An 18,893-nucleotide genomic window follows, 5' to 3' on the forward strand; every position below is an offset into this window, starting at 1 on the left:
ATTATAAGTAACTGAGAATTTTTGAGGACGTAGCATGACTGGCAGCACGTGGCGGATTAGTGATGAACTCTGGGAAAAAATAGCGCCGCTTATTCCTGAACATAAAACTAACCATCCACTGGGAATGCACCGAAAGCGTGTTGATGACCGGGCTGCTATGGACGCCATTTTCTTTGTGCTACGCACCGGATGCCAGTGGAACGCACTGAATTAAACGGGGATCTGTTCGTCGAGTTCCGCACACCGCCGCTTTCAGGAATGGCGCGCAGCGGGGGTTTTTGAGCGTTTCTGGCAGAACGGATTGATGGTCAGTGAACAACTGAAAGTCATTGACTGGTCATGGTTGTCGATGGACGGCTGTATGACAAAATCCCCGCTGGCAGGCTCAAAAAAACAGGCCGCAATCCCACGGACCGGGGGAAACAGGGGGTAAAGTGTAGTCTGATGACCGATGGGAACGGGCTACCGCTCTCTCTGGTTGTCGCAGGGGCGAATACCCACGATATCAGGTTAGTCACAGATACCCTTGATGCCCTCCAGACGGGCAGGCTCGGCAGAAGGCTCAATATCTGTCTGGATAAGGGGTATGACGCGGAATGGCTGGAAAGCGAACTGAAAAATCGGCGTTATGAACCGCATATCGAGTCGCGTAAGGAAGAATCCGATGCCAGCAAAGAGAATATAAATTACAAAGCCCGTCGGTGGGTTGTGGAGAGAACGCACAGTTGGATGAATCGCTTCCGTCGGCTTCAGACTCGTTGGGAGAAAAAAGTCGAAAACGATGAGGCGATGCTGCATTTTTCCTGCGGCATTATTGTCTGGAATAAAATCCTATTGGGATAGGCTCTAAGTGACATGACGGTTCCCTCCGATTGTTGGTAAAAACGAAATCGAACCAGCTTTACCAGTATTTTTACCAGCAAAAGTGTATGGTTTCGAGTGTTTTTTAGTGAACGAGGGCGAACCTGAAGAAGGGGATAACCAATTGATAAAAAGCAAAAAAGCAGACGTCAGTGAACGTCTGCTTTCTTTAAATTGGCTCCTCTGACTGGACTCGAACCAGTGACATACGGATTAACAGTCCGCCGTTCTACCGACTGAACTACAGAGGAATCGTGTGAACGGGGCGCATAATATCCGCCACCTGCGGTACTGTCAACGGCAAAATCAGCTTTATTGTCTGACTGCCTAGGCTATGTACAATTCGCTGTTTTTTTATGAGTTAGTAGATGGATGGTGCACGGTAGTTGACGCTGCTTTGCCAGTTTTTTAGGCGGGCGAGCGGATCTTGTCGATAGAATTTTTGAAAGCAGAGGTACAGGTCGGGGAAACGATCGTCGAGAAGTTCGGGGGCGCTGAAGAAGTATTCCGACAGCACCGCAAAGCACTCTGCCGGATCGTGGGCGGCATAGGGATCCATACTGGTGGCGTCTTCACCGACCAGATCAATCTCTTCCTGCAAAGCATCCATCGCGCCACGCAGATGTTGTTCCCAGACAGCAATATCGCGCAGGGGAATTAGGGGAACGCCAGTTGCTTCGCCGCTGCTGCGAATATCCAGCTTGTGTGCGACTTCATGAATGATGAGGTTGAAACCGGAGAGATCGAAAGAGTCTTGCACTTCTTGCCAGTTGATGACAATCGGCCCCTGATCCCAGCTTTGCCCGGACTGTACCATTTTCCCCGTATGCACGAGTCCGATGTCGTCCTGCCACTCTTCTTCGACAATAAACGGGCCGGGATAAACCAGAACTTCGTGGAAACCATCCAGCGCATCCATTCCCAGCGACAAGACCGGCAGGGAAAACAACAGGGCGATGCGTTGCTGCATGATTTCCGTTAACACTAGCTCCTGCAACGGAATCAGGCGTTTTTGCTTCAGAAACTGATCGGCAAGTGCGACCAACTGCTGAAGTTCTTCATCGGTTAAGGGGGCGAGAAGTGGGATGGAGACCGCAGCTTGCCAGTGTTCAAGTGTCTGCACCTGAGGTTGAGTGTTTTTCCATGGCCATTTAATCATCGTTATTGCTCGTTCAGTCGTCACTTGAATTTAAAGGCGAGGGCGTGTGTTGTTAAACTAACTCGTTGTTAACATGCCGTAAAAGCGGGCATCATGGCAACTGCTAAACGGAGAGATGCCGGAGCGGCTGAACGGACCAGTCTCGAAAACTGGAGTAGGGGCAACTCTACCGGGGGTTCAAATCCCCCTCTCTCCGCCACTATTCAAACACTTACCGCGCGTTTAGTCTGTGACGCTTTCCACACTTGGCAGTGGCTTAAAGTGGGCAGCTCAAATCCCCTTCTTTACAACGTAGCATGCTTTTGAATTCTGTTACGCGCTCGGCGGTTTTCTGCGTCAGGCACTGGGAATACACCATGCCATGCACCGATCCTCCGGTTGTCGGGAAGGTCTGAAACTCACAGTCAGCGTCGCGGTACGCGATCCATTTTCTCTGGGCTGACTTGAGCAATGCCTTGTGTTCTTCAATCACCAGGCGTTTGACGACATCCTGATAGAGTCGATTAAGTTCGCCATCCACTTTTTTATACTCATCAGCCGCACATTGGCTCATGTCTAGCTGTGTGCTGGCGTAGCCACAGTCTGCTGCCGCGGCTTGAGCCAGGGGCAGTAGAACAAAGAGGGCAATAGCGAATTTTTTTATTCTTTATCCTTTATAAACAGACACTACGCATGAATATTGATTATATCCAGCCATGCTGTTCGCTGCATATAAACTGAGTGGGGAGGACGCTACGGTATCGCTGATCATTTGAGCAGGTTGACGTTTACGGTGATATTCCTCCGATCAAATAGGGATATTTTCATCGACAATCCTATACTGAATGCGCTGACATATCGTTTGCTTGGATGCATTGACTATTCACTACGACCGGGAGGGAAGGATATGAAAATTGAGACTGGAGAGAATGGCCTCTTTGCGCATCGCGCTTCGATCGCCAACTCAACGGCTCAGGCTGGTAATCAAGCCTCGTTTGCTGCTGTTTTAGCTGAAAAAACGCAGGAAGTGAGAGCCAATAACGCGGCCACCTTTGCTGCTCAGATTAAGAAATACGATTTCACGAATATGACGCCACAAGCGTTGACCGAGGTTGTAAATAACCTGATCCAAAGTGGACAGATGGATCTCGACGAATCGTCACCATTGTTGGGATTCATGGCTCCTACCGCGCTGTCTAAAGTCGTTTACGATGGCACCGCGCCCGCTTCATCGCCGCAGCCTATGAACGTGTTCTCCAAAATTCAGGAAGGGATTGACGGCGCGCTATCACGTAATGAAAGGGCGAGCGCAGAAAACCTGCAACGCGCTGCTGATGCGTTGCTTCGTTTTCAGGATAAAGCCGTAAAGGTTAATATGTTCGCGTAATGAAAAAGGCCAAGCGTGAATTGTAATGCCGATCGTTTAAAGATCGAGATACCGGGGGCTACCACGGTGCGAGGTATCCCTGCGGGAACCTCATCACCGTGTTTCCCCCTAAATCCATATTTAAGTGAACAGCATTAAAGTGTGAATTGGCCTTTATTTATTGATGGGGACGTATTGATGGGAACGGAAAGAGATTATTTAATGCTGATCTGAGTGTACAGTGTATTCCAGGGAGCGTTGATTGAGGTGTCCTGGAATTTAAATATACCGTTCTGCGAGCCGTCAAGGTTGTAATATTTCATCCAACCAACCACTGTGCCACCAACGGGACAAGGGAAAACGTAAGATGTCCCTACGACACAAATAGAATCATTCTGGTAATTTTTAGAATTTGCTAATTGGCCAGAGTTCATCCAGGCAATCGCATTACCGCCATAGCCAATTTCCTGTACGGCAACGCGAAGCTGTGCTCCTCCGTGATCGCACGTTGTTGAAAATTGACCAACAGTGGTCATATATTCCCAATTGCAGTTTGATGAACCGACAGCATAGATAGCAAGCCGGCTCAGCGGTGGCGCTGGTGCCCGCAGTGCACCGGTTTGTGCGGGGGCCTCTCCTGTTTCTGAAATGGATAATACGCTGTTGCTTCCATCAAGTTGGGCGAAGGCTGTTTCGGTAAGTTTAACTGGCGGGCCTTCTTTATCATTAAGGCTGGATGTTTCTGAATAAGCATACGCGCTGAAAATTGTAGTCAGTGAAAATAATAAAGGAAATGCAAATTTCTTTTTCATAACAATCTCCAATGTTAATTGCTGTTTTTAGATGCAAGTCCTTGCATCGCGATTAAGTTTAGAAAGTTAAATCGGTTTTTCAAGGTATTCAGGAAATATAAATCCAGAGCGTGATTAATTATTAATAGAGTTGTTTTTTCTCTGCTATGTATTTCAATAAATATATCTTGAAGGTTTTTCTTATTATTATGAATAATTGGTTGAATTAATAATGAGGAGAGGTAATACGTGGCGTAGCGTGTTCGGTCATCTTATCCATGGACTCAAACATGAGTAAGTATCATGAGACAATGCTCTGATGGATGACAGTGCGGTTCTGGTGTTCTGAAGCACAGGCCTTCATTTTCTCAGCAAAGATTAATCTCAATTGTTTTGGTGAATACTGACAAATCCCGGACCCTGAGCTAGTTTCATAAGTAATCATCACGTTACGGAGGTTGATATGGGATTTTGGCGCATCGTTTTTACTATTGTTCTTCCACCGCTGGGCGTGTTATTGGGGAAAGGTATTGGTGGGGCATTTATTCTGAACATTATCCTAACGCTGTTAGGCTATTTTCCTGGGCTGGTGCATGCGTTTTGGGTTCAGACGAAAGACGATGGCCTGTAATGGCTGGAGAGTCTGACCGACGATTATGATGAAATAACGGGGGAGGCAACGAGCCTCCCCTGATTTTTTGCGTATGGGTAGGGCAGGCGATTAATAATAGCCAATCAGTTTCCACCACGCTAAGCCGACGATAAAGATCAGGGCGACATTAAACGTGACGATGCAGAAGTTGATTTTATAGAAACGATGCCGCTCAAAATATCCCTGAGCAAAATAGATAGGGCCAGGGCCGCCGCCGTACTCGGTATTTCCCCACATCAGGTTGCTAAAAATGCCAAAACAGATGGCGACCATCATGGGCGGTGCACCCGCGGCTATCGCAGTGGCGGCGAAGGGCGCATAGAGTGCGGCCACGTGGCCAGAGGCGGTAGCAAACAGATAGTGCACATAAATATACAGGATGCCAAGAATCACAAAGGTTTCCATCGCGCCGAAACCTTGTATGGAGTTACCCAACTTAACGGTCATCCATTTAATGAAACCAAGGTCAGACAGCCCTGCGGCGAGGCTGATAATGACGCTAAACCAGATGACGGTATCCCAGGCGGAGCGATCGTTAAGAACCTCTTTCCACTGTACGGCTTGCGTCACGAACAGGTAGGCGACCAATGCCAGCCCGACGGAAGTGGCAGAGAAACCGGTGACAAGGCTGGTTCCCCAGCCAAGTAGCGCGAGAACAAAGCCAAAGGCTACTTTTTTCTCTGCTGGTTTCATGCTTCCCAATTCCGCCAGTGACCGACGTCCCATCTCTTTGGCTTCTGGCGTTTTTTTCAGTTCCGGATTCAGTATTTTGTAAACCAGCAGCGGCATCAGGCAGAAACAACACATGGCGGACACGACGGCGGCAACAAACCAGCCGCCCCAGGTGATATCCACGCCTAGTGAGGTTTTCGCCAGGCTGCCAACGAGCGGGTTGGCGGCCATGCCGGTGAGGAATATTGCACCGGTGATCGGGGTAAACTGAAAGCAGACCATGATCAGGAAGTCCCCGATCTTTTTACCGCTAACGCCGGGTGTTGAGCCTAATACTTCATTAATGGAACGCGCGATAGGAAAGATAATTCCCCCCGAACGCGCCGTGACGGATGGCATGGCGGGCGCCATGATGAGATCGGAAACGCCCAGTGAATACGCGATCCCCAGGCTGCTTCCGCCGAATAGCGACAGCATTTTGTAGGCGATGCGTTTTCCTAATCCAGATGTCACAAAACCCAGAGAAAGAATATAGGCACAAAAGATGAGCCAGACGATGCCCCTGGAAAAACCGGCCAGCGCTTTGGCTTCGGTTAAGGTGCCGGTGAAGATGGTCACGCAAAGGACAAGCAGCATAATGGCGCCCGACGGCAGCGGCTGCGTCAGTATTGCGGCAATGGTGGCGGCAAAAATCGCGAACATATGCCATGCCTGTGGCGTAAGGCCACCGGGAACCGGAGAAAACCAGATAATCAGGCCCAGCAGGAGAGGAATAATAGACGCGACTATTTTTTTCTTGGTGGATGATTCGGATGACATAATGCCTCCTTAATCGTGCAAATCATGGTTATCCGCCATCATTCCCGGCAACAGAGGGCCTGCCCAGAAGCGCTATTATCTAGCGTCTGGGAACGTCTTGAACTCAGTCTGTTAATAAGGGTGATACCGGATAATCACCGGTGATTATTATTTTCTTTCCGTTTTATTTAATACCTGATCCACCATTTCAGGGGCGCTCCCCAAATAATTGACGGGGTTAGTCAGGTCGTTGATTAATTTAGGATCGAGGCGGCTGGCGACGCCAGGCATGGCATTGAGAACATCGGCTAGCGTACCGCCTTTTTCATTTACGATGCGGCAGGCATCGTAGACGATGTCGTGTGCTTCCTGACGACCAATATAGGGTGCCAACCCCATCATTACGGCTTCTGCCACAATCAGGCCGTTGGTCATGTTGAGGTTTTTCAGCATCATTTTCTCATCGACAATCAGACCGTTTAACATGAATTTGGCCTGATTGAGCGCACCCGCGGAAAGAAGGAAACTTTCCGGGATGGCAATCCACTCTGCGTGCCAGGGGCCTGTAGCGCGTTCCAGGTCCTGCACCATTGCATCCAGCATCAACCCGGCCTGTTGGCGAACACCTTTGGCGCAGGCCAGCCTGAAGCGAAAGTATTAGGCTGTGTCCCGTAACTATTTTTTGTACAATACGAAGCATAGTTTAACCACAAAAAGTCCTTCAATTTGGCTCGTTACGATTTCCCTGATGATGCATGGTTTCTGATTGCACCGATGCTGCCACCTGAGAGAGGTTCTGCTAAAGGGGGCGGCCTTATCTTGCGCACAGGCATGTCATGAATGGAATATTTTGGGTTCTTTGTTCTGGAGCGCCGTGGAGGGATTTACCCGAACGCTATGGTCACTGGAAAACGATTTATAACCGCTTTAACCGGTGGTCAAAAACCGGAATAATGAACAGCCTTTTCAATAAGCTACTTCAAATTCTGGATGAAAAATCACTGATTGACTGGGATGTCATTGCGCTTGATGGCAGCAATATTCGAGCCCTGAAAGCCGCTGCAGGAGCTAAAAAAAACATCCCGATGAACTCGACGATCATGGGCTGGGTCGCTCTCGCGGCGGCTTTGGCACCAAGATCCATCTGGCGACAGATGGCACCGGATTGCCATTAAGTTTCTGTCTGAGCGGTGGGCAAGCCCACGAAAGCCAGTATGCAAAAGACCTGCTCAACCGAGTTGGTGTTATTCGTAAAAGTGGGTGCCTGAAATCGCGTCCAAAAGCTGTACTGGCGGATAAGGGATACTCAGGGAAAAGTCTTCGTATTTATTTGAAGGTTAAGGGAATAAAGTCAGTCATCCCTTTTAAACGGAATGAGAAAGCCAGTCAGGATAGACGCAGAAAACTCAATAGCCGGTTGTACAAAAAACGCAATGTTGTGGAGCGCTGCTTTGCGGGATTAAAGGAAAATCGTCGCATCGCTACACGCTCAGAAAAAACAGCAAGAAATTATCTGAGTATGCTTAAACTGGGGGCGATCCGGTTATTTTTGAAACGACTGTTAAGTTAAGGGACACAGCCTAGTGATAAGATGCAGACCATATCCGCGATAAGATAAAACGAGCTTACCTTTGTCGCGGCATGGCCTGAAAGGTCAAATATATGGACATGTTTAAATGTCCGTACATGCCGTGCATATAACAACATGTACGGACAAGTTAGGGGGCGGTTGAATGTCATTTTGTGATGCAGGGCATCAATATTGATTAAGAGCGTGAGCCGATGAAAGAACCCTTGTATAAGCGCATTGCCCGTGAACTCAGCCAAAACATTACATTAGGCAAATATCCGGCGGGGTCGTTGATCCCCTCCGAGCTGGAGCTCTGTGAGCAGTATCAAGTGAGCCGACATACTGTCAGGTAGGCACTGCGCGATCTGACGTAGGCGGGGTTAGTCTCTCGTCGCAAGGGGGTCGGTTCCGTTGTGGTCGATAATGATGAAAAGCGTGAACGTAATCATCCTCTGGCCAGTCTTGAAGATTTGTTCGTGCTGGCAAAAACCAACCTGCGCGTAGTGAAGAAGATTGATGAAGTCGTGGCGGATGTCGAGCTGGCACAGATTATTGGTGGCAAACCGGGCGATCGCTGGCTGCATATTGCCAGCATTCGTGAAGACAGCGAGAAAAAAGACGCCCCAATATGCTGGACTGACAGCTACGTTAGCCCGGATTATGCCAAGGTCAAAAGTCTGGTACGCAGCGATCCGTTTGCTCTGATTAGCGATTTGATTGAAAAGCATTACGGCGTGCAGGGTGAAGAAGTGCGCCAGACGATTTCTGCTGTTGGCGTGCCGGCCAAGATAGCGAAAACGCTGGGTGTTGACGCAGGCTATCCGGCATTAAAAATAGTTCGCCATTATCTGGACCGCTCGGGGAACGTCTTTGAAACCACGGTATCGATTCATCCGGCGGACCGATATACCTGTTCTATTACGCTGAAACGCCAAACACGAAACTGAGCATAATCCGGTCAATGCCTGATTGACGGTGACTATTTCCTGTCGACATGTGCCTGCATGATGAAGGCAGGCACATGCCTTGTGGCTACTGTGTGCTTACCACTTAATAGTGGTGCCTGTGTTACTGGAATAACGGCTTAACAAAACGGGCAAAGGTATTGCTGACTCGTAGGGTTCAGTATAGTGGTTTCAGTGTGGAAGTATTAGCGCAGAATGTTAGAACGTAATGTTTTGTATTTTATTGTGGGCTTGTTAAAGCTCCCTTGTCGGTTTGATTACCCCTATGGTTAGATTTCATCAAACAAATTTCATCAAAAAATAACGTTGGGTGAATGACCATGAGCCATTATTCAGCAGTGAAGGAATCAGGCCCAACAGCGCTTTTATTGATTAATAAGCAGGCGCGGAATGGCGATTCCTCTGCGCGCTATGTGAAACAGCTATTACAGGAAAGCCGGATTAGCATCGTCGAACCGGATGAAAACGCGTCGGGTTCATGCAGCGATATGATACGCGCATATGCGGATCGGGTGGATTTTGTCATTATCGGCGGTGGCGATGGGACGTTAAACTCCGCCGCGCCCGGTCTGGTGGATACCGGCTTGCCGCTGGGTGTGCTGCCGTTAGGGACAGCGAATGACTTTGCCCGTACGGTGGGGATCCCCAGAGAGATCCGGCAGGCGATTCAGGTTATTGCCAACGGACAGCGGCGCGCCGTTGATTTAGGCGAGGTCAACGGACATCTGTTTTTTAACGTTTCCAGTATTGGGTTTTCTGCGGCATTGGCACGCGGGTTGTCGGCGAAATCCAAGAAACGCTGGGGAACATTAGGCTATGCGCTGGCGGCCTTTAAGCTCTTGAAGCAAAGCCGTCCTTTCCGCGTTGAGATCGAGCATGACGGCATTAAAGAACGGGTGAGAACCGTGCAGGTGTCGGTGGGGAACGGCCGTTTCTATGGTGGTGGTATGGCGGTAGCAGACAGCGCCGCGCCCGATGATGGTCGGCTGGATGTGTACAGCCTGGAGGTGTCTCACTGGTGGGAAATGGTGGCGCTGATTCCTTTTATCCGCAAGGGAACGCATGGCCGCTGGCGCAAGGTTCGCGCCTTTTCCGCCAGACAGCTGACGTTAAGTACCCCGAAGCCGCACGATATCAATGCGGATGGCGAGCTGATTGGCAAAACGCCAGCGGTATTCGGAATCAGAGAAAAGGCGATTCAGGTTTTTGCGCCACCGGTGCCTGATTAAAATTTGAGGTTGCTGGCAAAGTCCGTATGGCGGTAGTAACGGATAGATCGTAAAGACGCTGTAAATACATCCCTGTACGCTCGGATTGCGCCATCCCTGGCGCAAACGCTTTACTCTTCTATTCCGTTACTCCCGTTCTCGTTCAATAAATAGGTTTGTCAGCAGTTTGAAACAGGGACACCGCATGGTGTCCCTGTTTGTTTATAAAGAATGAGTCAGCGAATTATTTAAATACGCGGAAACGTTCTTCAAACGAAATATAGGTTTTCTCACCAGCTGGTTGCTCGATGGAGCCAAATGGCATTTGAGCACGCAGCTTCCAACTGGCTGGCAGCTTCCACTGTGCTTTCACATCATCGTCAATCAGCGGATTGTAGTGCTGGAGAGAGGCACCAATTTTTTCCTGTGCCAGCGTAGACCACACGGCAAACTGCGCAATACCGGTTGAATGTTCAGACCAGACTGGGAAGTTATCGGCATAAAGTGCGAATTTTTCCTGTAGTGCTTCAATCACGGCGGTGTCTTCAAAGAACAGGACGGTCCCCGCGCCAGCAGCGAAAGAGGCCAGTTTATTTTCTGTCGGAGCAAAGGCGTCCGCAGGCACAATTTTCTTCAACTGCTGCTTAACAATATCCCACAGTTTGTGATGCTGCTCGCCGAACAGAATCACAACGCGTGAGCTTTGCGAATTAAAAGAGGAGGGGCTTTCATTAACGGCTTCGGTAATGAGGGCGGTAACCTGATCTTCTGATATCGGTAATTTATTGCCGATGGCATAGATTGAACGACGAGCCTTGATTGACTGCAAAAAAGCATTACTCATGGTGTGTTCCTCAGTTTACGTGATGACTAACCTTAATACTGTGTCACCGATTTTTCCTGTGTTCAATGGCTTATCGTGCCGGAGTCGTATCTTTTCCTTCTGCGCCTCGCTCGCCGCAAACCTCGCAGTGCGGGTTTTTCGGCAGCATGATTTCACGAAATTGCAGCGTCATCGCATCGAACATCAGCAGTCGTCCAACGCTCAGCTTGCCGTAACCAGTCAGCAGTTTAATGGTTTCCATTACCTGCAAACTTCCGATGGTGCCCACCAGCGGCGACATCACGCCTGCTTCGACGCAGGTTAGCGCATTGGCGCCGAACAGACGGCTGAGGCACTGATAGCAAGGTTCACCAGGATGATAGGTAAAGACGCTGAGTTGGCCTTCCATCCGAATCGCTGCCCCAGAGATCAGCGGCTTCTTAAGCTGAAAGCCAATGCGGTTTAGACGATTGCGAATAGCGACATTGTCGGTACAGTCCAACACGGCGTCGTGTTGGCTGACCAGTGCGCTCAACGTCTCGTCATCAAGATCGTCATCAACGGTATCGAGCGAAAGATGCGGATTCATATCGGATAGCGTCAGACGCGCCGATTCAACCTTCGCCATACCGATACGGGCATCACGATGCAGCACCTGGCGTTGCAGGTTAGACAGAGAGACGGTATCAAAGTCCAGCAGCGTCAAATGGCCAACGCCAGCGGCGGCCAGATACTGTGCGGCGGCACAGCCTAGCCCACCCAGCCCGACAATCAGCAGGCGTGACGCTTTGAGCTTTTCCTGTCCGTCAAAATCAAAGCCGCGCAGCACAATCTGTCGATTGTAGCGCAGCATCTCTTCATCGCTCAGTTCCGGCAACATACTCAGTGTCCCAGCAGCGCGTTGAAGGGCTCGATGTCGACCCATTCGCCTGCGGCGACATGGCCGCGATCCTGCTCAAGCACGATGAAACAGTTACCGAGGCTGAAAGAGCTGAAAACGTGCGAACCCTGATGCCCGGTGGTTGTGACTTCCAGCTCACCCAGAGCGTTACGGCTGAAAATGCCGCGTTGGAAATCGGTGCGCCCCGGCGTCTTTTTCAGGGCGCTGGTCGTTTTGACGCGAATGCGAGGCGGCTGGTGCCACTGCGTATAGCCAGACAGGCGCGCCAGCAGCGGTTGAACCAGTTGATAGAATGTCAGCGCAGCGGAAACGGGATTTCCCGGCAGGCCGCAGAACCAGGCATGGTGCAATTTACCGAAGGCGAAGGGTTTGCCGGGTTTGATCGCCAGTTTCCAGAAATGGATATCGCCCAGTTCATCCAGCATCTGCTTGGTGTAATCCGCTTCGCCAACGGAAACGCCGCCGCTGCTAATCACCAGATCGGCCAGCCGATCAGCCTCATGGAACGCGGCACGCAAGGCCGCCGGATCGTCACGAATAATCCCCAGATCGTGCACATCGCAGCCCAGTTGTTCCAACATCAGGCGGACGGCGAAACGGTTGGTGTCATAAATCTGGCCGTCTTCCAACGGTTTGCCGACAGGTTGCAGCTCATCACCGGTAGAAAACACCGCGACTTGCAGACGGCGTACTACATCAATCTGCGCAATCCCCAGCGAGGCCAGCAGCGGCAGCTCCGCCACGCCCAGCTTGCAGCCCGCAGGCAGTACGCTGGCTCCTGCCTGAATATCTTCTCCCGCCAGACGAATATTCTGACCGGGTTTGACCTTGTGGGGGAAACGGATGCCACCGTCGCTGACGTCAGCCTCTTCCTGCATGATGACGGCGTCGGCGCCTGTGGGAATCGGCGCGCCGGTCATAATGCGAATGCAGGTTCCGACAGGCCATTCACCAGTGAATGGGGCGCCAGCGAATGCTTTTCCTGCCAGCGGCAGCGTCGTGGCAACGGCCAAATCCGCACTGCGTACGGCATAACCGTCCATCGCGGAATTGGCGAAAGGTGGGACATTAATCGGAGAGGCGATGGCATGGGCGGCGATCCGGCCTGCGGCGTCGAACAGGGATACACACTCTGTCTCGGTGAGTGAAGGAACCTGAGAAAACATGTTTTCCAGGGCTTGTTCAAGAGTCAGTAAACCTGAGGTAACGCTTTCCATCTTCACTCCACCGTTTTTTCATCAATACAGTTTATTTTATCAATAAGGCTGGTTTCATTAATGAGTCTGGTTTCATTAATAAAAAGTGTTCCGCCACTACGTCGTTCATGGGCGAAAACCTGTTTCCTATGCCACTATTAATTATGTCAGAGTTCGTAACGGGGGTGAATGTATGCAGGTCAAGGAATGTGCCTTTTGGCGCATGAATCCTCGTTAGGCACGGAACGGCAGGGTCATGGTGAAAAACAGAGGCCTTCAGCCCACAACTCGAACCATTTCGGGCAGAAATGGGCGAATTTGCATGGAATATCATGCCTGATTGCACGTCTTTATTGCGATTAACTTGATGTTATAAAAGAAATTTTTCACTGTGTTGATTTCAGTTTCCGCTTTACATCATACCTTGCGCTAAATATAGTCGAAAATCGCTGATAATTTGTCCCTGACCGCGTTGCGCTGATTCCAGCCGCATTTATATGGAGATTCGCCGTTCATGTCGCCCACACAGGATCATTATGCCTCGCTGTCTTCCCCCATTCCGGGGCTTGTTTTGCCTGAAAAACGGGTGGTGGAAGTACGCAACCTGAGCGTGTATTTCGAACAGCAGGGGCTGCGGACGGACGCGGTGCGTAACTTGACGTTCTCTGTCGATCGGGGCGAAACGCTGGCCATCGTCGGGGAGTCCGGGTCGGGTAAATCAGTGACGTCGCTGGCATTGATGCGGTTGGTTGAGCATGCGGGCGGTGTGATTCATCAGGGAGATATGCTCTTCCGCCGCCGTGATGGGCAAGTGCTGGATCTGCGCGGCGCGCGCCAGCGGATGATGCGCACATTGCGTGGCGCGGATTTGGCGATGATTTTTCAGGAGCCGATGACGTCGTTGAACCCGGTTTTTCCCGTCGGCGAACAGATAGCCGAGTCGATTCGTTTGCATCAGAGGATGGACAGGCGTGCCGCGCGTGCAGAAACGTTACGCATGCTGGATCTGGTCAGAATCCCGGAAGCGCGCAACGTGCTGGATCGCTACCCACACCAGTTGTCCGGCGGTATGCGACAGCGAGTGATGATTGCGATGGCGCTCTCTTGTAAACCGTCCTTATTGATTGCCGATGAACCGACGACCGCACTGGATGTCACCATTCAAGCGCAAATTCTGCAACTGATTCGCGTGCTACAGCGTGAAATGGAAATGGCCGTCATTTTCATCACCCATGATATGGGCGTGGTGGCGGAAGTGGCCGAACGCGTATTAGTCATGCACCGAGGAGAAAGCGTCGAGGCGGGAAGCGTTGGGCAGATTTTTACTGCGCCGCAGCACCCGTATACGCAGGGGTTGTTAGCCGCGGTACCCACATTAGGGGCTATGCGCGGTCAGCCGTTTCCGGAAAAATTTCCGTTGCTGGATCAAAACGCAGTCCGTATTGCGGATAACCTGCCGCAGGATACGGTGCTCGTGGATGCGGCTCCGATCTTACAGGTTAGCCATCTGGTGACGCGTTTTCCGATTCGTAGCGGTTTGTTGAATCGCGTGACGCGGCAGGTACATGCGGTGGAAAACATCAGCTTCGATCTCTGGCCGGGCGAAACGCTGTCGCTGGTTGGTGAATCGGGATGCGGCAAGTCCACGACGGGCCGTGCGCTGCTCAAACTGGTTGAAAGCCAGCAGGGCGACATTATCTTTAATGGGCAGCCTATTCATCAGTTGAAAGGGGCTGCGCTACAGCGCCTGCGGCGTGATATTCAACTGATTTTTCAGGATCCCTATGCGTCACTGGATCCGCGTCTGACGGTCGGTTTTTCGATTATGGAACCGCTGCTGGTGCACAACATTTGCCGTCGGCAGGAAGCGGAGAAGCGGGTGGAATGGCTGTTGGCGCGCGTAGGGTTAGAACCGGAACACGCCCGGCGCTATCCGCATGAGTTTTCCGGCGGCCAGCGTCAGCGCATTTGCATCGCCCGAGCGCTGGCGTTGAACCCGAAAGTGGTGATTGCGGATGAGGCGGTATCCGCGCTGGACGTGTCGATTCAGGCTCAAATCATTAATCTGATGCTGGAACTGCAACGTGAATTCGGCATCGCGTTTTTGTTCATTTCACATGATATGGCGGTGGTCGAGCGTATCAGCCATCGCGTGGCGGTGATGTACATGGGGCAGATTGTCGAGATTGGCTCACGGCAAGACGTCTTCGAGCGGCCTCGCCATCCTTATACCCGCAAGCTGATGTCGGCAGTCCCGATTGCCGATCCCTCATGCCGCCAGCGTGAGCAGGTGCTGCTGGTTGATGAAATACCCAGCCCGATTCGGGCACTTGGCGACGAGCCGATCACGGCGCCACTGGTGCAGGTAGGTGTACGACATTTTGTTGCGCACCATCCGATAGCCGGCGCTTATTGACAGGGATTCACAAGGAGAACGTAGCATGAGCGTAATGACGATAAAACGGCGCTGGTTCGTCGCCGCAGGGGTAACCGCTGCTATGGCGGCGTCACCCGTCTGGGCAGCCAAAGATGCGGTGATCGCCGTGGGTTCCACTTTTACCAGCCTGGATCCGTACGATGCCAACGATTCGCTATCGCAAACGGTCGCGAAGTCCTTCTATCAGGGGCTATTTGGCTTTGATAAAGACATGAAGCTGGTGAACGTGCTGGCGGACAGCTATGACGTAAGCCCAGATGGCCTGACGTATACCGTTAAGCTGCATCCTGGCGTTAAATTTCACGATGGGTCGGCGTTTAACGCCGCCGCAGTAAAAGTGAATCTGGATCGCGCCAGTAATCCAGACAACCGACTGAAGCGATATAACCTGTTCAAAATGATCGAAAAAACCGATGTGGTTGACGATTTAACGGTGAAAATCACACTGAAGACGCCATTCTCGGCATTCGTTAACAATCTGGCGCATCCGGCGGCGGTGATGATCTCACCGGCGGCATTAACGCAGTACGGCAAGGAAATTGGTTTCCATCCGGTAGGCACTGGACCGTATCGTTTTGTGACCTGGAATCAGACCGATTTTGTTAAAGTCGAGAAATTCAGCGGCTACTGGAAGGCGGGTTTACCGAAGCTGGACAGCATTACCTGGCGTCCGGTAGTGGATAACAACACGCGCGCGGCACTGCTGCAAACCGGCGAAGCACAGTTTGCTTATCCAATACCGTTCGAGCAAGCCAAGGTGCTGGAGAAAAATGACAAGCTGACGCTGGTGGCATCGCCGTCGATTCTGCACCGCTACATCAGCATGAACGTGACGCAGAAACCGTTTGATAACCCGAAAGTGCGGCAGGCACTGAACTACGCAATCAACAAAGAGGCGTTGATTAAAGTCGCGTTCTCCGGCTATGCGACGCCAGCCGAAGGGCCACTGCCAGGCAGCATTGATTATTCAGTAAAATACCAACCGTGGCCTTACGATCCGGCGAAGGCGCGCGAACTGCTGAAAGAAGCAGGCTACCCTGACGGTTTCACTACAACGCTCTGGTCGTCACATAACCACAGTACGGCGCAGAAAGTCTTGCAGTTCACACAGCAACAGCTGGCGCAAGTTGGCGTGAAAGTGCAGGTGACCGCCATGGATGCGGGGCAACGCGCTGCGGAAGTGGAAGGCAAAGGCGTGAAAGAAACGGGTGTTCGTCTGTTCTATACCGGTTGGTCAGCCTCGACGGGGGAGGCGGATTGGGCGCTGTCGCCGCTGTTTGCGACGGCTTCCTGGCCACCCGCACAGTTCAACACGGCGTTTTACAGCAACCCGCAGGTTGATGCGGATCTGGCGAATGCCCTGAAAACCACGGATCGGACGGAAAAGCAGAAACTGTATCAGGATGCACAGGACAAAATCTGGGCGGACGCGCCGTGGATTTTCCTGGCGACAGAGCGTTTAGTCTCGGCCAACAGCAAAAAACTGAGCGGGTTTTACGTGATGCCGGATACCTTGTTCAGTTTTGAAGAGGCCGATCTCAAGGAATAATTCGCCGCAAAAGAATGACCAGGGAGTCGGGTGGCCGTAAGGCTGCCCGCAGTGGTCAATACTCGTCCACTTATAGGGAGTCTGACGCATGTCTGTGGAAAACCGTTCATGCTGAATTATTTTATTAAACGACTACTGGGACTGATTCCCACGCTCCTGATTGTGATGGTGCTGGTGTTCCTGTTTGTTCATTTGCTACCCGGCGATCCGGCGCGTTTAGCCGCTGGGCGGGAGGCGGATGCCGCCGTCATTGAGATGGTTCGGCAGGATCTGGGATTGGATAAATCGCTGCCGCACCAGTTCTGGCACTTTTTCACCAATATCCTGCAAGGGGATTTGGGGACGTCGATGGTCTCGAAGCGCCCAGTCACGGAAGAGATCGCTATGCGCTTTATGCCGACCTTTTGGCTGACGGTATGCAGCATGGTGTGGGCGGTGATTTTTGGTATGGCGATCGGCATCGTATCGGCCGTGTGGCGCAACGGCTGGCCGGACAGAATCGGGATGACGCTGGCGGTCTCTGGCCTCTCTTTTCCCGCTTTTGCACTCGGCATGCTGCTAATGCAGATTTTTTCTGTCGAACTGGGGTGGCTGCCGACGGTGGGAGCGGATACCTGGCTGCACTACATTTTGCCTTCGCTGACGCTGGGCGCGGCGGTGGCGGCGGTGATGGCGCGTTTTACCCGCGCGTCGTTTGTCGATGTGTTGCAGGAAGACTACATGCGCACGGCACGGGCAAAAGGCGTGCGTGAATCGTTGGTTGTGGTGAAGCATGGGCTGCGCAATGCGCTGATTCCCGTGGTGACGATGATGGGGTTGCAATTTGGTTTCTTGCTCGGCGGTTCCATTGTTGTGGAGAAGGTTTTCAACTGGCCAGGGCTTGGGCGGCTGCTGGTGGATGCGGTGGAGATGCGTGACTATCCGGTGATTCAGGCCGAGGTGCTGCTGTTTTCGCTGGAGTTTATTCTGATCAATCTGCTGGTGGATATGCTGTATGCCGCGATTAATCCAGCCATTCGTTATAAATAAGGAAAGGGAATGAGACACTGGCGACGTAAAGCGATGCTGGCGACGCTCCCTGTCATGAGGGATAAACCTGTGCGTATGCCGTGGCGTGAGTTCTGGCGGCGCTTTCTTCGGCAGCACGTTGCGGTCACCGCGGGCGTGTTTGTACTGTTGCTGGTTGCGATCGCGTGTCTGGCACCGTATCTGATGCCCTATGATGCCGAGAATTATTTCGATTATGATCGCCTGAATGAAGGTCCGTCGTCGGCACACTGGCTGGGGGTGGATTCATTAGGACGTGATATTTTCAGCCGGATCCTGATGGGAACGCGCATTTCGCTGGCTGCGGGCATCCTCTCGGTGCTGGTGGGGATGATTATCGGCACGATGCTGGGCCTGCTGGCAGGCTACTACGAAGGGTGGACAGACCGTATTATCATGCGCATTTGCGATGTGCTGTTTGCTTTTCCCGGTATTTTGCTGGCGATTGCCGTTGTGGCAATTATGGGCAGTGGCATGGCGAATGTGGTTGTCGCCGTCGCGATTTTCAGCATTCCGGCGTTCGCTCGTTTGGTGCGAGGCAATACGTTGGTGCTGAAACAGCTGACCTACATTGAATCCGCCCGCAGTATTGGCGCCAGCGACTGGACGATCCTGTTTCGGCATATTCTTCCCGGCTCGGTGTCTTCCATCGTGGTGTTTTTCTCGATGCGCATTGGAATGTCGATCATCACGGCAGCCAGCTTGTCATTTTTAGGGCTTGGCGCACAGCCGCCGATGCCGGAGTGGGGAGCGATGCTGAATGAAGCGCGATCGGATATGGTGATCGCACCGCACGTTGCGATATTCCCAAGTTTGGCAATCTTTCTGACGGTACTGGCGTTTAATTTATTGGGCGACGGCCTGCGCGATGCACTCGACCCGAAATTGAAAAGCTGAATAAAAAAAGCGCGACAACACG

14 protein-coding genes, 2 tRNA genes and 4 pseudogenes are annotated in these 18,893 nt (G+C 51.7%); 11 read left to right on the forward strand and 9 right to left on the reverse strand.

Going from position 1 to position 18,893, the window contains the following annotated elements; genetic code table 11:
- Nucleotides 1–34: 34 nt before the first annotated feature.
- A pseudogene (locus NAL19_RS07565) lies at nucleotides 35–843 on the forward strand (IS5 family transposase).
- Nucleotides 844–1,036: 193 nt separating this feature from the next.
- Here NAL19_RS07565 and NAL19_RS07570 read toward each other — a convergent pair.
- Together NAL19_RS07570 and mtfA are read right to left on the reverse strand one after the other, a co-directional pair.
- Nucleotides 1,037–1,112: transfer RNA gene (locus NAL19_RS07570), tRNA-Asn, on the reverse strand.
- Nucleotides 1,113–1,222: 110 nt separating this feature from the next.
- On the reverse strand, nucleotides 1,223–2,020 hold the full coding sequence (gene mtfA, locus NAL19_RS07575) for a DgsA anti-repressor MtfA (protein WP_263059302.1): 798 nt from the start codon (nucleotides 2,018–2,020) through the stop codon (nucleotides 1,223–1,225).
- A gap of 109 nt (nucleotides 2,021–2,129) precedes the next feature.
- Between mtfA and NAL19_RS07580 the strand changes: the two genes are divergently transcribed.
- Nucleotides 2,130–2,219 (forward strand) — tRNA-Ser (locus NAL19_RS07580).
- A gap of 57 nt (nucleotides 2,220–2,276) precedes the next feature.
- Here the strand turns inward: NAL19_RS07580 and NAL19_RS07585 are convergent.
- The gene (locus tag NAL19_RS07585) at nucleotides 2,277–2,663 is read right to left on the reverse strand and encodes a lysozyme inhibitor LprI family protein (RefSeq protein WP_263059680.1); all 387 of its coding nucleotides are present in this window, start codon (nucleotides 2,661–2,663) and stop codon (nucleotides 2,277–2,279) included.
- Between the two features lie 243 nt (nucleotides 2,664–2,906).
- On the opposite strand from NAL19_RS07585, the gene NAL19_RS07590 reads away from it, so the two are divergent.
- Complete coding sequence (locus NAL19_RS07590; protein WP_263059303.1) at nucleotides 2,907–3,386, forward strand: hypothetical protein; 480 nt, start codon at nucleotides 2,907–2,909, stop codon at nucleotides 3,384–3,386.
- 194 nt (nucleotides 3,387–3,580) lie between these two features.
- Here NAL19_RS07590 and NAL19_RS07595 read toward each other — a convergent pair whose 3' ends face one another.
- Entirely contained in the window at nucleotides 3,581–4,177 is a 597-nt protein-coding gene (locus NAL19_RS07595) for a YolA family protein (protein WP_263059304.1), read from the reverse strand.
- A 442-nt stretch (nucleotides 4,178–4,619) separates the two neighbouring features.
- Between NAL19_RS07595 and NAL19_RS07600 the strand changes: the two genes are divergently transcribed.
- Nucleotides 4,620–4,787, forward strand: coding sequence for a YqaE/Pmp3 family membrane protein (locus NAL19_RS07600; protein ID WP_225087661.1), 168 nt, complete (start codon nucleotides 4,620–4,622; stop codon nucleotides 4,785–4,787).
- Between the two features lie 90 nt (nucleotides 4,788–4,877).
- On the opposite strand, the gene NAL19_RS07605 is transcribed toward NAL19_RS07600, so the two are convergent.
- Both NAL19_RS07605 and NAL19_RS07610 read right to left on the reverse strand, forming a co-directional pair.
- On the reverse strand, nucleotides 4,878–6,299 hold the full coding sequence (locus NAL19_RS07605) for an anion permease (protein WP_263059305.1): 1,422 nt from the start codon (nucleotides 6,297–6,299) through the stop codon (nucleotides 4,878–4,880).
- 147 nt (nucleotides 6,300–6,446) lie between these two features.
- Nucleotides 6,447–6,920: pseudogene (locus NAL19_RS07610) on the reverse strand (3-carboxy-cis,cis-muconate cycloisomerase); the annotation flags it as partial.
- A gap of 84 nt (nucleotides 6,921–7,004) precedes the next feature.
- Here NAL19_RS07610 and NAL19_RS07615 point away from each other — a divergent pair.
- The 3 genes and pseudogenes from NAL19_RS07615 to NAL19_RS07630 all read left to right on the forward strand — a co-directional run bounded on the left by NAL19_RS07615 (nucleotide 7,005) and on the right by NAL19_RS07630 (nucleotide 10,042).
- Nucleotides 7,005–7,848, forward strand: a pseudogene (locus NAL19_RS07615) (IS5 family transposase).
- A gap of 212 nt (nucleotides 7,849–8,060) precedes the next feature.
- Nucleotides 8,061–8,795 (forward strand): annotated as a pseudogene (locus tag NAL19_RS07625) (GntR family transcriptional regulator).
- 332 nt (nucleotides 8,796–9,127) lie between these two features.
- Complete coding sequence (locus tag NAL19_RS07630) at nucleotides 9,128–10,042, forward strand: lipid kinase (RefSeq protein ID WP_225087664.1); 915 nt, start codon at nucleotides 9,128–9,130, stop codon at nucleotides 10,040–10,042.
- 223 nt (nucleotides 10,043–10,265) lie between these two features.
- Here the strand turns inward: NAL19_RS07630 and NAL19_RS07635 are convergent, their stop codons facing one another.
- From NAL19_RS07635 to moeA, 3 genes are all read right to left on the reverse strand, one after another.
- Entirely contained in the window at nucleotides 10,266–10,865 is a 600-nt protein-coding gene (locus NAL19_RS07635) for a nitroreductase family protein (RefSeq protein ID WP_225087665.1), read from the reverse strand.
- A gap of 70 nt (nucleotides 10,866–10,935) precedes the next feature.
- Complete coding sequence (gene moeB, locus NAL19_RS07640; RefSeq protein ID WP_263059308.1) at nucleotides 10,936–11,724, reverse strand: molybdopterin-synthase adenylyltransferase MoeB; 789 nt, start codon at nucleotides 11,722–11,724, stop codon at nucleotides 10,936–10,938.
- A gap of 2 nt (nucleotides 11,725–11,726) precedes the next feature.
- Nucleotides 11,727–12,962, reverse strand: coding sequence for a molybdopterin molybdotransferase MoeA (gene moeA, locus NAL19_RS07645; protein WP_263059309.1), 1,236 nt, complete (start codon nucleotides 12,960–12,962; stop codon nucleotides 11,727–11,729).
- Nucleotides 12,963–13,455: 493 nt separating this feature from the next.
- Here moeA and NAL19_RS07650 point away from each other — a divergent pair, with 493 nt between their 5' ends.
- From NAL19_RS07650 to gsiD, 4 genes are all read left to right on the forward strand, one after another.
- Nucleotides 13,456–15,357, forward strand: a complete 1,902-nt coding sequence (locus NAL19_RS07650) for a dipeptide ABC transporter ATP-binding protein (protein WP_263059310.1) — start codon at nucleotides 13,456–13,458, stop codon at nucleotides 15,355–15,357.
- A 25-nt stretch (nucleotides 15,358–15,382) separates the two neighbouring features.
- Nucleotides 15,383–16,927 (forward strand): glutathione ABC transporter substrate-binding protein GsiB, encoded by a 1,545-nt coding sequence (gene gsiB, locus NAL19_RS07655; protein ID WP_225087669.1) that lies wholly within the window; start codon nucleotides 15,383–15,385, stop codon nucleotides 16,925–16,927.
- A 108-nt stretch (nucleotides 16,928–17,035) separates the two neighbouring features.
- Nucleotides 17,036–17,956 carry a glutathione ABC transporter permease GsiC gene (gene gsiC, locus NAL19_RS07660; RefSeq protein WP_015839762.1) on the forward strand — a complete coding sequence of 307 codons (921 nt, stop codon included), beginning with the start codon at nucleotides 17,036–17,038 and terminating at the stop codon, nucleotides 17,954–17,956.
- Nucleotides 17,957–17,965: 9 nt separating this feature from the next.
- Nucleotides 17,966–18,871, forward strand: coding sequence for a glutathione ABC transporter permease GsiD (gene gsiD / locus NAL19_RS07665; RefSeq protein WP_225087670.1), 906 nt, complete (start codon nucleotides 17,966–17,968; stop codon nucleotides 18,869–18,871).
- Nucleotides 18,872–18,893: the final 22 nt, after the last annotated feature.

Source organism: Pectobacterium sp. F1-1 (assembly GCF_025643735.1).
In the GTDB taxonomy this organism is placed as follows: Bacteria; Pseudomonadota; Gammaproteobacteria; order Enterobacterales; family Enterobacteriaceae; genus Pectobacterium; species Pectobacterium colocasium.

Coding starts and splice junctions, on each gene's coding strand:
- NAL19_RS07595 (WP_263059304.1), bottom strand. CDS start 4,177: ATGAAAAAGAAATTTGCATTTCCTTTATTATTTTCACTGACTACAATT.
- NAL19_RS07650 (WP_263059310.1), top strand. CDS start 13,456: ATGTCGCCCACACAGGATCATTATGCCTCGCTGTCTTCCCCCATTCCG.
- NAL19_RS07635 (WP_225087665.1), bottom strand. CDS start 10,865: ATGAGTAATGCTTTTTTGCAGTCAATCAAGGCTCGTCGTTCAATCTAT.
- NAL19_RS07600 (WP_225087661.1), top strand. CDS start 4,620: ATGGGATTTTGGCGCATCGTTTTTACTATTGTTCTTCCACCGCTGGGC.
- mtfA (WP_263059302.1), bottom strand. CDS start 2,020: ATGATTAAATGGCCATGGAAAAACACTCAACCTCAGGTGCAGACACTT.
- NAL19_RS07605 (WP_263059305.1), bottom strand. CDS start 6,299: ATGTCATCCGAATCATCCACCAAGAAAAAAATAGTCGCGTCTATTATT.
- gsiD (WP_225087670.1), top strand. CDS start 17,966: ATGAGACACTGGCGACGTAAAGCGATGCTGGCGACGCTCCCTGTCATG.
- gsiB (WP_225087669.1), top strand. CDS start 15,383: ATGAGCGTAATGACGATAAAACGGCGCTGGTTCGTCGCCGCAGGGGTA.
- NAL19_RS07630 (WP_225087664.1), top strand. CDS start 9,128: ATGACCATGAGCCATTATTCAGCAGTGAAGGAATCAGGCCCAACAGCG.
- NAL19_RS07590 (WP_263059303.1), top strand. CDS start 2,907: ATGAAAATTGAGACTGGAGAGAATGGCCTCTTTGCGCATCGCGCTTCG.
- moeA (WP_263059309.1), bottom strand. CDS start 12,962: ATGGAAAGCGTTACCTCAGGTTTACTGACTCTTGAACAAGCCCTGGAA.
- gsiC (WP_015839762.1), top strand. CDS start 17,036: ATGCTGAATTATTTTATTAAACGACTACTGGGACTGATTCCCACGCTC.
- moeB (WP_263059308.1), bottom strand. CDS start 11,724: ATGTTGCCGGAACTGAGCGATGAAGAGATGCTGCGCTACAATCGACAG.